General features: G+C 46.2%; 13 protein-coding genes. 11 read left to right on the top strand and 2 right to left on the bottom strand.

What is annotated here, in order from left to right; genetic code table 11:
• Nucleotides 1–16 precede the first annotated feature (16 nt).
• The 10 genes from POF51_RS01725 (at nucleotide 17) to POF51_RS01680 (ending at nucleotide 11,163) form a co-directional block, all read left to right on the top strand.
• On the top strand, nucleotides 17–1,660 hold the full coding sequence (locus POF51_RS01725) for an ABC transporter substrate-binding protein (protein WP_069844987.1): 1,644 nt from the start codon (nucleotides 17–19) through the stop codon (nucleotides 1,658–1,660).
• Between the two features lie 31 nt (nucleotides 1,661–1,691).
• On the top strand, nucleotides 1,692–2,993 hold the full coding sequence (locus tag POF51_RS01720) for a serine hydrolase domain-containing protein (RefSeq protein ID WP_271753488.1): 1,302 nt from the start codon (nucleotides 1,692–1,694) through the stop codon (nucleotides 2,991–2,993).
• A gap of 47 nt (nucleotides 2,994–3,040) precedes the next feature.
• Nucleotides 3,041–3,979, top strand: coding sequence for a nickel ABC transporter permease (gene nikB / locus POF51_RS01715; protein WP_271753486.1), 939 nt, complete (start codon nucleotides 3,041–3,043; stop codon nucleotides 3,977–3,979).
• 1 nt (nucleotide 3,980) lies between these two features.
• Nucleotides 3,981–4,874, top strand: a complete 894-nt coding sequence (locus tag POF51_RS01710; protein ID WP_106834591.1) for an ABC transporter permease — start codon at nucleotides 3,981–3,983, stop codon at nucleotides 4,872–4,874.
• A 37-nt stretch (nucleotides 4,875–4,911) separates the two neighbouring features.
• A complete protein-coding gene (locus tag POF51_RS01705) occupies nucleotides 4,912–5,907 on the top strand; it encodes an ABC transporter ATP-binding protein (RefSeq protein WP_069844983.1) in 996 nt (331 codons plus the stop codon).
• Nucleotides 5,904–6,887, top strand: a complete 984-nt coding sequence (locus POF51_RS01700) for an ABC transporter ATP-binding protein (protein WP_069844982.1) — start codon at nucleotides 5,904–5,906, stop codon at nucleotides 6,885–6,887. Before POF51_RS01705 ends, POF51_RS01700 begins: the two co-directional genes overlap by 4 nt.
• Nucleotides 6,888–6,957: 70 nt before the next feature.
• The gene (dapF, locus tag POF51_RS01695) at nucleotides 6,958–7,800 is read left to right on the top strand and encodes a diaminopimelate epimerase (protein ID WP_271753482.1); all 843 of its coding nucleotides are present in this window, start codon (nucleotides 6,958–6,960) and stop codon (nucleotides 7,798–7,800) included.
• A 104-nt stretch (nucleotides 7,801–7,904) separates the two neighbouring features.
• Nucleotides 7,905–8,459 (top strand): dihydrofolate reductase family protein, encoded by a 555-nt coding sequence (locus tag POF51_RS01690; protein WP_271753480.1) that lies wholly within the window; start codon nucleotides 7,905–7,907, stop codon nucleotides 8,457–8,459.
• Nucleotides 8,460–8,770: 311 nt separating this feature from the next.
• Nucleotides 8,771–10,003 carry a peptidase T gene (gene pepT, locus POF51_RS01685; RefSeq protein ID WP_271753474.1) on the top strand — a complete coding sequence of 411 codons (1,233 nt, stop codon included), beginning with the start codon at nucleotides 8,771–8,773 and terminating at the stop codon, nucleotides 10,001–10,003.
• Between the two features lie 101 nt (nucleotides 10,004–10,104).
• Nucleotides 10,105–11,163 (top strand): NAD(P)/FAD-dependent oxidoreductase, encoded by a 1,059-nt coding sequence (locus POF51_RS01680; RefSeq protein ID WP_271753472.1) that lies wholly within the window; start codon nucleotides 10,105–10,107, stop codon nucleotides 11,161–11,163.
• Between the two features lie 65 nt (nucleotides 11,164–11,228).
• Here the strand turns inward: POF51_RS01680 and POF51_RS01675 are convergent, their stop codons facing one another.
• Together POF51_RS01675 and POF51_RS01670 are read right to left on the bottom strand one after the other, a co-directional pair.
• A complete protein-coding gene (locus tag POF51_RS01675) occupies nucleotides 11,229–11,849 on the bottom strand; it encodes a GNAT family N-acetyltransferase (protein WP_106834584.1) in 621 nt (206 codons plus the stop codon).
• Complete coding sequence (locus POF51_RS01670; protein ID WP_069844976.1) at nucleotides 11,846–12,637, bottom strand: MerR family transcriptional regulator; 792 nt, start codon at nucleotides 12,635–12,637, stop codon at nucleotides 11,846–11,848. Before POF51_RS01670 ends, POF51_RS01675 begins: the two co-directional genes overlap by 4 nt.
• Before the next feature lie 198 nt (nucleotides 12,638–12,835).
• Between POF51_RS01670 and POF51_RS01665 the strand changes: the two genes are divergently transcribed.
• Nucleotides 12,836–13,432 carry a class I SAM-dependent methyltransferase gene (locus POF51_RS01665; protein WP_271753468.1) on the top strand — a complete coding sequence of 199 codons (597 nt, stop codon included), beginning with the start codon at nucleotides 12,836–12,838 and terminating at the stop codon, nucleotides 13,430–13,432.
• The last annotated feature ends 35 nt before the right edge of the window (nucleotides 13,433–13,467 follow it).

The following is a 13,467-nucleotide window of genomic DNA, read 5'->3' as shown; positions in this document are numbered from 1 at the left end:
GAGAGTGGTGTCATTCATGGGGATAAGAAAGCGGGAAACCACCACGTTTGTGAGCATTGTCCTTTCCTGTTTCGTATTGTTGGCAAGCGTGGTCGGCTGCGGGACGCTTGCCACGAAACCAGATACGGATGAAGGAAAAAAAGATGCCAATATATCCGAGAAAAAGGGCGGTACGATCACCGTTGCGATCGGCAGTGAACCAGATACACTGGATGTCCACAAATCGACAGCGTTAAGCACGGAGGGGGTCGCGCTCAATCTAGGGGGGGCTCTCCTTTACAGAGATCCCCAAACAAATGAGGTCAAGCCCCATCTGGCCGAATCGTACTCCATTTCGGAAGATGGGAAGACATGGACATTTCGCATTCGCCAAGGCGTGACCTTTCATGATGGGACACTGCTTACTGCACAGGCGTACAAGCGAACGTTTGAGCGGGCCATGTCTCCGGAAATCGCTCCGAAAGGCGTAGGGATGGTTCTTGGCATCATCAAATCGATCAAAACACCAGATGATCAGACCCTTATTTTGGAGTTGAATGAACCATCTGCCACGCTCCTCACCTATTTCACTTCCGCGAGCTGGATGCAGCCGCTCTCGGTGGACGCGGTGCAAAAGTTTGGGGATCAATACGGAAGGAATCCGGTCGGTGTCGGTCCATGGAAGATAGATAGCTGGAAATCAGGAGACTCTATCACGCTGATTCAAAATGATGCGTATCGCTGGGCAACGCCCTTCTTTAAAAATCAAGGACCACCAAGGCCAGACAAATTAGTTCTGAAATTGATTCGAAATCCGCAAACGGCTGTCGCTGCTTTGGAGAGTGGAACCATCGATATCGCTGATCTGCCTGCGAAAGACGCGAAGAAATTCAAGAACAACAATCGTTTTACGGTACTTGAGCAGACAAAGCGCGGCTTGGGGCTGTTTGTCGAGCTGAACTTGAATAACGAGATTTTACAAGATAAAAATGTACGCAAAGCGTTGCAAATGGCAGTAAAGAAAGAGGCTATCGTGCAGTCGCATCTGCAAGGCGAAGGAATTGTTGCAGATGGTCCGCTACCAGCAAATTTGTTCGGATACGATCAATCCATTGGCCAATATGCATACAAATACAACCCCGAGGAAGCGGTGAAGCTCCTGGAAGAAGCCGGATGGAAACTGAATGCACAAGGGATAAGGGAGAAAGCAGGAAAACCGCTTCATCTCGAATTGTTGAGTATGGAAGTATGGTCTCAACCTGCCCAGTTGATGCAAGGAATGTTCAAAGCGATTGGGGTAGACGTGAAAATCATTACTCTGGAAGGCAGCGCAGTCGACCAGTTAACTGCTGCCGGCACATTTGACTTGGCGCTGGATGGATACGTCGCTGATGACCCTGATATCTTGTTTCCGTTCATGCATTCAACTCAGATCGGTGGGATGAATCGTTCAGCCATCCATGACAAAACGATCGATTCCTTGCTGGAAAAGGGACAGGTGACGATGAAGAGCGACGATAGAGCGAAAATTTATGAAGATCTTCAGAAGCGCGCTGTGGAGGAGGCGTTTTGGATTCCCATTTACACGGAAAAACGGTTTGTCGTAGTAAACAACCGTGTTCAGGGACTGAAGCTTGATCCATCCGGACTGAAATTGTATCAGGACGTGTGGGTTAAGTAAACGAGGAAACAAAAAACAAGGAGAACAGGTCATGAACAATCAGGAATGGATCGTGAGTTATGAGGAGTTTGTCCGGGAAACAATGATGGGAAGCAAGGTGCCTGGAGCTGCAATTGGAGTGGCCAAAAACGGACAGCTCGTTTATGCCAAAGGCTTCGGCTATCGTGATACCGAGCAAGACCAGGTAGCGACAGTTGATACTTTGTTCGGAATCGCTTCGATTACGAAATCGTTCACCGCTATTGCGATCATGCAGCTACAGGAAGCCGGAAAACTAACGGTTGCCGATCCTGTTTCCCGTTTTTTGCCAGAGTTTCATGTAAAAACGGGAAGTGGAACGGAAGCAATCACCATTCACAACTTTCTAACCCATTCCTCCGGTTTGCCGCCATTATCTTGCGTCGATGAAGCACTCAAACGTGGGATGAACACCTATGAGGAATTAATGACCTATATGGCACAATTGGAATTTACTTTATTGGGCGCACCAGGAACGGAGTTCAGTTATTCCAATGATTGCTATACGCTACTGGGAGCAATTGTTGAGCGGGCAAGCGGCAAGCCATATTCGACGTATGTGAAGGAGCATATTCTCCAACCAGCGGGAATGCAGCATAGTTGCTTTTCTTTGGAAGAGTTGCACGGGTACGAGGATAGGACACCGCTATTTGAGACACCGCCGTTTCAATCATCCGGCGGATTAAAATCAACGCTCACCGACATGATGAGATACACCGAGCTGTTTCGCACGAAAGGTTTGATTGGCAAGGAACGAATTCTTCGCACGGAAAGTGTGCAGCAGATGACCACCCCTTATTTCCGATGCGAACAACACCAATATTACGGGTATGGTGTAGCGATTACACCCAATTTCTACGGAGCTGTGATGCTGGGTCATAGCGGCAGAGAGAAAGGGATCCAAGCCTACATGAGCATCATCCCCGAGAACGGGTTGGCTGCCGTGGCGCTCACCAATCTCAGCGGTTCGCCGGCTGCCGCATTGGCACATGGCACGTATCACTGCATCGAGAATCGTCCTGCGAAATCAACGCATGTCACGTATAAGGAATATGACCTCCCGACAGATCGTCTGCTTGAATATGCGGGCGAGTACGGATCTATGGAAGGAATTCATCTTCAGGTAAGCGTGGATGCAGGTACTCTGATCGTAACGGTCGATCATTCGGATTCATTCTCTTTAAAAGCTATCGACGAAGACGTTTTTCTCGCGAACGTTGAAGGTTCGGATCAAACCGTACGCTTTATACGAGACGGAAGTCAAACGGTAATTCGCATGATGGGCTCCTATCGCCAAATTCCCAAGCGAGTTTAGCCGTAAGCAATGAATACGCATTCTTGGAAGAGAGGAGTGAACGAATCATGAAACAGTATTTGTTGAATCGGATGCTATCAGGAGTGATTGTCCTCCTCGGCATTTCCATCTTTTCGTTTGCGCTCGTTCATTTTATTCCTGGAGATCCGGTACGGATCATGTTAGGGGAAAAGGCTACAAAAGCACAAGTGGAACAGTTACGTGAGCAAATGGGGCTAAATCAGCCCCTTCCTCATCAGTACCTGACCTACATGGAAAAAGTCATCCAAGGGGATTTCGGGACTTCCTTACAAACAGAAAGACCTGTCATCGTGGAAATAATGGAACGGTTTCCGGCAACGGCCAAGCTAGCCTTCGCTGGGATTGGCATCGCGGTCGTGATTGGCTTAACGATGGGAATAATCGCTGCGAAATACAAAAATACGCTCTTGGACTTTATGCTGATGGCAGCAGCTTCGATCGGATTATCGCTGCCGAGCTTCTGGCTGGGGTTAATCGTAATCATGTTATTTTCCGTTCAATTAGGCTGGTTTCCCATCGCGGGCGGTACGGGATGGAAGGATCTTGTTTTGCCTGCTTGTACCTTGGGCGTTTTGTCTTCCGCGATGATCAGCCGACTGACGCGTTCAGGTATGGTCGAAGTGCTTTCCCATGATTACATTCGAACGGCACGGGCCAAGGGATTGAGGGAGTCGATAATCCTATTTCGACACGCCTTGTGCAATGTCATGATTCCTGTTGTTACGGTGGTAGGCTTGCAAATCGCGACTCTGCTGGGTGGGGCGGTTATCATCGAACAAGTGTTCAACTGGCCTGGTATCGGCACATTGGCTATCCGTGCGATTTCAGCCCGTGATTTTCCGATGATTCAGGGCATTGTGCTGCTTATGGGCTTCGTCTATGTCGTGGTAAATATGATGGTCGACCTCCTCTATGGTTTGATTGATCCGCGTGTCGACCTCATTACGGAAAAGGAGGGGCGGTAACTTGAATGAGGTGAGCAAAACTGTCGCACATGGGGCGACGCATGCCAATTCCCCGATTTTCCCCAAGCTTGCCTTTTGGGAAAAAATCAAGAAACAGCGAGCAGCAAAACTAAGCTTGGTGGTGCTTTTACTCATTTCTGCGATCGGCATCGTCGGGCCTTGGATCGCTCCTTATGACCCTACTGAAAGTAATTACGAAGCCTTTTTGCAAGGCCCGTCTGCCAAGCATGTTCTCGGAACGGATGCGATCGGCCGCGATTTGTTTTCCCGTATTTTATACGGAACGCGCGTAACGCTTGTGGTTGCTGTCATGGCGGTCGGCATCACCGTATCGGCAGGAACGATGATTGGTGTCATCAGTGCGTATATGGGAGGATTTATTGATCACCTGCTCATGCGGATTATGGATATTTTGCTCGCCTTGCCGGGGATCATTTTGGCCTTGGCCATTGTCGCGGCGCTTGGACCGAGTCAAACCAATGCGATGATCGCAATCGGCATTTCTTCGATTCCCAGCTTTGCGCGTCTGATCAGGGCAGCGACGCTCGTCATCATGTCGTCTGGATATGTGGAAGCCAGCAGATCGATCGGGACGCCGAGCTGGTGGATCATTCTTTTCCAGGTTCTCCCCAATATTACGAATGTATTGTTCGTTTACATGACACTGTTCGTCGGGGGAGCGATTCTCGATACGGCTGCATTGGGCTTTATCGGCTTGGGCGCGCAGCCGCCGACTCCCGAATGGGGGACCATGTTGAATGAAGGAAAAGATTATTTGTCCGATGCCTGGTGGCTTGCGACATACCCAGGATTGGCCATCACCATTGTCGTGTTGGCAGTAAACCGGCTGGGAGATGCCTTGCGTGATATTTTTGATCCTCGTACGCAAAAGTAAATGGGCAATAAGCGGATTGGAGAGGGGGACTCCATTTATGGACAATGTATTGGAAGTGACAGGGCTGACAACCCGGTTCTCGAAAGAGTCGGGTACGGTTACGGTTGTTGATCAGCTTGATTTATATGTGAAAAAAGGGGAGACGCTGGGAATTGTCGGAGAGTCGGGGTGCGGCAAGAGCGTCACTTCGCTCTCGCTCATGCGACTGTTGGACGATAATGCCACTTTGACTGGTAGCATCCGATTCAACGGGAAAGAAGTGCTTGCGCTGAGTGAAGCGGAGATGCGAAGTCTCAGAGGCAAGGAAATGGCGATGATTTTTCAGGAACCGATGCATTCGTTAAATCCGGTGTTGACGATCGGCCGACAAATCAGTGAAGTACTGCACGAGCATGAGGATGAAAGCAAAGCGGCGGTAAAGCAACGGGTACTGGATTTGCTTACCGTGGTGGGCATCTCCCGAGCGGAAGAGATTTACAGGGATTACCCGCACCGTTTGTCAGGAGGAATGAGGCAGCGGGTGATGATTGCCATGGCGATCGCATGTAATCCGTCATTACTGATCGCTGATGAACCGACGACCGCATTGGATGTGACAATTCAAGCGCAAATCTTGAATCTGATCAAAAAAATCAGAAGGGACATCGGCATGTCAGTGATCATGATTACGCATGATTTAGGGGTGGTAGCTGAAGTGTGCGACCGCGTCATAGTGATGTATGCGGGACAAGCGATTGAAACAGCCGACGTACGGTCGTTGCTGCGCAATCCGAAGCACCCATACACCGTAGGTTTGCTCCAATCGACACCAAGGCAACGCACAAAGAGGCTTCACAGCATAAAAGGCAGTGTGCCGTCACCGGAAAACAAACCAAATGGGTGCCGGTTTGCCCCGCGATGCGATAGAGCGATGGCGATATGTTGGGAGCGAAATCCTGTGCTCCTTCCAGTGGATCAGCATTCTTCTTGTCGATGCTGGTTATTTACCCAAGACAAGGATCATGAACAGGAAAGCTCGGTGGTAGGTGGATGACGACTCCAATCCTGGAAGTGAAAGGGCTGCGCAAGCTGTTTCGCATGAAAAAAGGGTGGTTTCAACAACCGCATGATGTTCATGCTTTAAACGGGATTGATGTGAGCGTCTATGAAGGAGAAACGCTGGGGATTGTCGGGGAGTCAGGCTGCGGAAAGTCTACATTGGGAAAATGTATTCTGCGTTTGCTGGAGCCGGTCCAAGGCGAAATTCGTTTCCAAGGTAAAGAAATAGGAAAAATGAACAAAAACGAAATGCGTGCAGTAAGGCGAAATATGCAAATGGTTTTTCAAAATCCATTTGAAACATTGAACCCGAAACTAACGATCGGGCACATCTTGACAGAGCCGCTGATTTCGCACGGTATTCCTCGAGAGCAGAGACAAGCGCTACTGGAAGAAACGATTGAGATTGTCGGCATGAGCAAGCAGCATCTATCTCGCTATCCTCACGAATTTTCCGGAGGGCAAAGACAACGAATTGGCATCGCCCGCGCCCTGATTCTTCGGCCAAAGCTGATTATCGCAGATGAGCCTGTCTCCGCACTTGATGTGTCGATTCAATCGCAAATTCTTAATTTGCTGCAGGATTTGCAAGAACAATTTTCTTTGACCTATGTCTTCATTTCACATGATTTGAGCGTAGTTGAGCACATTGCCGATAAAGTGGCGGTCATGTATTTAGGTGAAATCATCGAGTATGCTGAGAAAGAGAAGCTGTTTGGACGACCGCTGCATCCCTATACACAAGCATTGCTTTCAGCCAAACCCATTACCGATCCTGATGATACGCGAGAGCAAATTGTGTTGTCCGGAGATCTCCCGTCTCCGTCTAATCCGCCGAAGGGATGTAAATTCCATCCGCGCTGCCGGTCCAGCATGGAAATATGCAAAGTCGAGTTGCCAAAGCTGAGTGAAATAGAAGGGCAATCGGTCGCTTGTCATCTCTATCAATCATTTCCCGCAATCGATCCTTCTTAAAGCAAGGTGACTGCTCCATAATTCTGGAACCTTTAGTTTGCACGGTACATCGGATAAAAGGAGGAGAGAAATGTTTGATCTTGGGATCCCGTTTAAAAAAATGAATGGCTGTGGCAACGACTTTATTGTAGTAGACAATCGCGATGGCCTGTTGAACGAGGTTGCGCTTTCAGCCTTTGTCCAAAATGTATGCAGGCGAGGCACTTCAATCGGTGCGGATGGGTTCATGCTGCTGGAGAACTCCAACATCGCCGATTTTAAGATGAGGTATTTTAACGCTGATGGCAGTGAAGGAGAAATGTGCGGTAACGGTGCAAGGTGCATGTCGCGCTTTGCGTACCACATCGGGGCAGCCAAGACGAAGATGAGTTTCGAAACGATGGCCGGCATCTATCAGGCAGATCTCAATCAGAACGGCGTAAATGTCAAGTTCCCCGACGTTCAATTGCAAGCGCTGAAGCTGAATCAACCATATAAGTGGGACGGACCGAGCGGCGTCTACCACTACGGTGTTGTCGGAGTTCCCCACACGGTATGGTTTGTCGAAAATGTTATCGCGATAGCGGACGACCAGCTCAGAGAATGGGGACGAATGGTCAGAAATGATCAGCAGCAGTTTCCCAATGGTACTAATGTAAATTTTGTGGAACTGATTGATAGGCAAACGCTTAGCATCAGAACCTATGAGCGCGGAGTAGAGGCAGAGACCTACGCGTGCGGTTCCGGATCGACTGCTGCAGCAATCATTGCCGGTATTTTAGGACATGTAGACACCTCTGTGAACGTGCTTACTCGAGGGGGACCACTTAAAATTTCTTACCATCTCACAGATTATGCTGCCGAATCCGTTTACTTGGAAGGCAACTCAAAGCTGGTAGCAGAAGGACATTTGTTGCCCGATGCATGGACATGAGAACGCCCCATAGTGATAAACCCTTCTGTTACAAATAAGACACAAGGTGACATATTTAAAGGTCTAAAATGGAAGTAGATGATCAACGAAAGGAGTAACTATTTATGAAACGAAGAATCATTTTAGATCTAGCCGTTACCTTAGATGGTTTTATTGAAGGGAAAAATGGGGAAGTTGATTGGTGCATAATGGACGCTGAAATGGGGTTTGTTCATTTCTTACATCAAATTGACACGATTCTATATGGAAGAAAAAGTTATGATTTATGGGGACAATTTTCGCCAGAAATGGAACATACGGATACGGAAAAAGAGATTTGGGGATTGGTTCATAGTAAAGAAAAATATGTGTTTTCCAAGACACAAAAAGGGACTGATCATAAAGCAATATTCATCAACGATCATATTCTTGAAGTAGTCAATCAATTAAAGAATAAGCCTGGTAAAGACATCTGGCTATATGGTGGAGCTAGTCTTATTACAACTTTTATCCATTTAGAGCTTGTAGATGAATTTCGATTATCTGTTCACCCTGTTATTTTGGGAGAAGGAAAACCGCTGTTTATGGATATAAAGCAGAGGGTGAATTTGAGTTTGGTGAATACAAAAACTTTCTCCTCTGGCGTTGTGCAACTCATCTATCATTTGAATGGGAAGTAATATTCAGGATCGTATGTCACTTCTTCAACGAACGAGGTTAGCTATTTCAATCATCACAGCGGTGAGCCAAAGACTGTATTTTCAGGTCATGGGTCGCCGCTGTTTTATTATTCAAAGTCAGTCCAAAATCAATTTTTATGAAAATGGAGATTACTTCGTTGGTTTCATCACTTTACAGTTATATAACCAGGTGGCAGCACGTCAATATGGCGTACGGATTGAAGAATCGATGAGGATCGTGGTAGAATTTGTAACGAGATGGCCTCTTTCTTGAATAGGTTTGACGAATTGTATTGGAGCTGAGATAAACCATGAAAACGGAGATCATAAATAGATTCATCTCTTACGCACAAGTTGATACACAATCCGATGAGAACAGCGAAACTTGCCCCTCAACACCAGGGCAGCTAGTGTTGGCCCAAATGCTCGTGGACGAGCTGCAAGCCATAGGTATGCAGGAAGTGACGATGGATTCGAACGGCTATGTAATGGCAACCCTACCATCCAATACAGACAAAGAGATTCCAACAATCGGTTTTCTTGCTCATATGGATACAGCCACCGATTTTACCGGCGCTGGCGTGAAGCCGCAAGTCATCGAAAATTATAATGGACAAGACATAGTCTTGAATGAAGCACTTACTATTGTCCTTTCGCCGCGCGATTTTTCAGAGCTGACTGGCTACAAAGGGCACACGTTAATAACGACAGACGGTACCACATTACTTGGCGCTGACGATAAAGCCGGTATTGCCGAAATCATGACCGCTATGGCTTATCTGATTCGACATCCAGAACTAAAACACGGGAAAGTGAGAGTAGCTTTCACTCCGGACGAGGAAATCGGCAGAGGCCCAGACAAGTTTGATGTGTCCGCCTTCGACGCAGTATATGCCTATACGATGGATGGCGGTCCTCTTGGCGGGATCGAGTACGAGAGCTTTAACGCTGCATCAGCTATCATTACTTGCAAAGGAAAGAACGTTCACCCTGGCTCGGCCAAAGGTAAAATGGTTAACGCTGCTAAAATAGCCATGGAGCTGCATGGAAGACTGCCGATTAATGAAACTCCTGAGGAGACGGAAGGCTACGAAGGCTTCTATCATCTGTCTTCCATACAAGGTGACGTCGAGCAAACTCAGCTGCGGTATTTGATCCGGGACCACGATCGTAATCGGTTTCAGGCGAGAAAGTCCCAACTAGCTCGTATCGTAGAAGAACTACAAAAAAAATACGGAGAGAAGCGAATTGAGCTCGAAATCAAAGACGAATACTTCAATATGCGGGAAAAGATTGAGCCTGTAATGGAAGTAGTGGACATCGCTACACAAGCACTAGAAAACCTCGGAATCGTGCCGATTATTCAGCCGATACGCGGTGGTACAGATGGCTCCCAGCTATCCTACATGGGTTTGCCAACACCGAATATTTTTACAGGCGGGGAAAACTACCACGGGCGGTTCGAGTATGTTTCCGTTGACAACATGATGCACGCTGTAAACACCATCATCGAAATCGTTAAGCTGTATGAGCAAAGAACCTGATCACGGGGTATCCTTAATAAAACTCATCTTCCTATCAAAAAGACTTGAGATATTCCTAGGGGTAGAATTTGCTTAGGGGATGTTGTCAGGAGGGAGCGCTCATGAAGAAGAATCAAAAAATTGTAGTGGTTGGTGCAGGTATTGTTGGTACATCCATGGCCTACTACTTATCAAAGCAGAATCAGAATGTCACTTTAATAGAGACGAATTCAACTGCTGCATGTGAAGCCACTAATAAGTCTTTCGGTTGGATTCATTCATCGTATCAGGTATCAGAAAATTTTCGACATTTGTATGATGCATCGATAGGCGAATATCATGAATTAAAAAAAGAGATACCTGATCTAGAAATAAAATGGGATGGAGCACTGACTTGGGAAGTCCCTATAGATTATGAGGAGTCTCGTAAACAACCATTAAATCGGCAGCAAATCATAGAATTAGAACCGAATCTAAAGGAATACCCCGAGGAAGCTTATTATGCGTACGAAGAAGGCGCACTAGATCCAATTTTGACTGCAAAACTTTTGGTGAAAAGAGCAGAAGAAAATGGAGCGAGCGTACTGTTTGATACAAAGGCGATGCAAATAATCACAGAGGGTTTTAAGGTTGTTGGGGTAAACACCTCCAATGGTTTTCTAGAAGCAGATGTTATTGTAGTAGCCACTGGCGCAGCTATACCCGAACTCTGTAAGCCATTAGGCTTTGATGTTCCTGTCTCTTCTTCACCTTCTATACTGATCCGAATGAAATCCAAAGAAAAGTTGATCCGCACCTTAGTTTCAAATTCTAAGTTTGAAGTGAGACAACTAACCGATGATCTGTTACTAGCAGCGGAAGATTATATCGATGAGTCTGAACAAAATGGACCCGAGGCAGTTGGAAAGCGGGCGTTTGAAATTCTACGGCACAATCTAAAAGGCGGAGAGAAATTGGAGCTGGAAAGCATCCAGGTAGGCTTGAGACCCATGCCTGAAGACGGTTACCCTATTGTTGGATTTCATGACGAAATAAAGGGTCTTTATCTGACCGTTATGCATTCAGCTGTTACACTAGCTCCTATTATCAGCCGTTTAGCTGCGAATGAGATAATAAACAACGTACAAATGAAAGAATTAGAGAGCTGCCGACTAATCAGATTTTTATGTGAAGTAGATTAGGGGGAAAAGGCGATACTTTCGAAAGGGCGGATGTCTAGTAGAGACGATTCGCCCTTTGTCATGATTCATTTCAATCTCTTCACCATGTAACTCCATTTTTTCTCTTTAAATAAAAGATGTGATAGGAAGCTGCTTTCTCGCAAATGCGTATGGAACGATAATCGCTGGTAAAGCTGCTCAGCCCGGGGGTTTTTACCTGCGACGTACAAGCTTAACTTGTCTAGGCTTGGCTGCGCTTGTGCGAAATTGTGCGCCCAATGCAATAGCAGGTTTCCAACTCCTTTGCCTTGATGATTCGGATGGACAACAACATCTGTAATATAACATTCTCCAGCCTGTGGTTTATGGTCTAGGAAAGATAACCCGATGAACATTTTCAGGAGATTCCATCTGCCAAAACGGTAGAAGTTCTTCCATGCAGGAAATATTTGCCTACTATCAAATTCAGTTTTCCACTTGATGGATATCGTCCCGATAACTTCTCCCTCTTGTAGCGCGACCATTCGTTGACTCGCACGATCTGTAGGAACATGATCAAATAATTTTTCGAAAAAGAGGGCGAGCTCGCCATCATTGAGCTTCGTAAGAGTTTGGAATTTCCCACGAAACCCGTGAACAAGAAGTTGACCAATCTGTTGATTGTACGTGGAATGCATCGGTTCTATTGTAATTGGTGATCCAGTCATGATCGGTTTCCCCTTTCGGAATGGGTAGTCGGTTCGATCAAAGCTTGTAGTTCATAGTGCAGTTGTTTTTGACTAAATAGGGATAAGTAAGATCTTTCAATGAGGATCAAGGGTCCCTGTATAACATGAGACTGTGCTGCGGCATAGGAGTAAAACTGTTCAATCACTTGTTCAAGCTCATCCTCTTCATGGATCAGCCTCTGGGTAGACAGATAGTTGCCGCTGGGCAATGAAAAATCGCCAGGCGCTTCTGTTTCCGTGTATAACGTAATGGTTCTGGAATTATCCTCGATAAAATGAAGGTCCGATTCGAACAAGTTCGGGACAGACTTGGCCTGTTCAGTCAACAGTTTGGCGTTTAGCGTTATTTGTGAATCCATTTCTATCCAACGTGCCAAATAGGTGGTTTCACGCCACTTTATTTGGTAGTCATTGGAGTGCGAAATAAAATTCTTTTGTTCATGCAATACCCTGTTTATGAAATGCTGAAGTTCTTGAAGGCGAAGTATCTCTGCATTTATTTCTTTCAAAGAATGATTGAGTAGCTGCCCGTATTGATCAGTAGAATAGGATGTCATGCATTCTTTAATCGACTGGACAGGCACCCCCAATTTGCGCAGCAACAGAATATGGGATAGCTGGTAAACTTGATCCATGCTGTACATCCTGTACTGATTGTTATCTAGGTAAGCAGGTAGAAGAACCCCTTTCTCTTCAAAATAACGAATCTGATGAACAGACACATTCATAAGCCTAGCTAATTCGCTAATGGTAATTTCACTCTTCATAACCGTTACTCCCTATGGATGTTGTGGAATATCTCAACCATACACCTTAGGTCAGACCTAAGGTCAAGATGTACGTTCAAAGAAAGGCTCTTTTGTAGATGCTCTCGATACCACGCGATATTGACACATCCATGCATTTGGAGATATTGTAGATATAATAAATCTATAATGGATTTTCATGACAGGAGGCCGGTGAGTATGGCGAATATTTGGAATGAGCGCTTTCATTCGGAAGAATATTATTATGGGGAAGAACCTAACGTTTTTATTCAACAACAGGCTTATCGGATAGAACAAGGACAAAAAGTGATCGCGTTTGCAGAGGGTGAAGGCCGGAATGCAGTTTTTTTAGCAAAAAGAAATCTTGAAGTGACAGCCATTGACTATGCGGAGAGCGGATTGCAAAAAACGAAAATACTGGCTCAGAAGCATTCGGTTGACGTACGTACCCAAAAAATTGACCTTTTGGAAGAGGATGTGCCGAGCGAAGAATATGATGTCGCGATTATGGTATATGGCCATTTTCATAAAGATGCGCAGATCTCCGTTCTTAATAAAATGAAAAAGGCGATAAAGCCCAAAGGAATTCTCATGCTTGAGGTCTTCTCCAAGGAACAAGTAAAGTATGGTACGGGCGGCCCTCCAGAACTTGAAATGCTATATGATCCCAAAGATATCCTTGCTTGGTGTGAAGGTCATGAAGTGATCCATTTCTTCTATGGTGAACAAGAGCGTGTGGCAGGTAAGGCCCACAATGGATTAGCCCATGTTATTCAGCTTGTATTACGAAAATGATGAGGAAGCTACTGGGGCTTCCGAATCGCGATCAA

It is taken from the genome of Brevibacillus sp. AG (genome assembly GCF_028369215.1).
GTDB classification, from domain to species: domain Bacteria; phylum Bacillota; class Bacilli; order Brevibacillales; family Brevibacillaceae; genus Brevibacillus; species Brevibacillus porteri.
This window is presented reverse-complemented; position numbering and strand designations above follow the sequence as displayed.

Bases quoted from the DNA above. Each gene is read 5' to 3' on its own strand.
- nikB (WP_271753486.1), top strand. From the start codon at position 3,041: ATGAAACAGTATTTGTTGAATCGGATGCTATCAGGAGTGATTGTCCTC.
- POF51_RS01680 (WP_271753472.1), top strand. From the start codon at position 10,105: ATGAAGAAGAATCAAAAAATTGTAGTGGTTGGTGCAGGTATTGTTGGT.
- pepT (WP_271753474.1), top strand. From the start codon at position 8,771: ATGAAAACGGAGATCATAAATAGATTCATCTCTTACGCACAAGTTGAT.
- POF51_RS01670 (WP_069844976.1), bottom strand. From the start codon at position 12,637: ATGAAGAGTGAAATTACCATTAGCGAATTAGCTAGGCTTATGAATGTG.
- POF51_RS01725 (WP_069844987.1), top strand. From the start codon at position 17: ATGGGGATAAGAAAGCGGGAAACCACCACGTTTGTGAGCATTGTCCTT.
- POF51_RS01665 (WP_271753468.1), top strand. From the start codon at position 12,836: ATGGCGAATATTTGGAATGAGCGCTTTCATTCGGAAGAATATTATTAT.
- dapF (WP_271753482.1), top strand. From the start codon at position 6,958: ATGTTTGATCTTGGGATCCCGTTTAAAAAAATGAATGGCTGTGGCAAC.
- POF51_RS01720 (WP_271753488.1), top strand. From the start codon at position 1,692: ATGAACAATCAGGAATGGATCGTGAGTTATGAGGAGTTTGTCCGGGAA.
- POF51_RS01705 (WP_069844983.1), top strand. From the start codon at position 4,912: ATGGACAATGTATTGGAAGTGACAGGGCTGACAACCCGGTTCTCGAAA.
- POF51_RS01690 (WP_271753480.1), top strand. From the start codon at position 7,905: ATGAAACGAAGAATCATTTTAGATCTAGCCGTTACCTTAGATGGTTTT.
- POF51_RS01675 (WP_106834584.1), bottom strand. From the start codon at position 11,849: ATGACTGGATCACCAATTACAATAGAACCGATGCATTCCACGTACAAT.
- POF51_RS01700 (WP_069844982.1), top strand. From the start codon at position 5,904: ATGACGACTCCAATCCTGGAAGTGAAAGGGCTGCGCAAGCTGTTTCGC.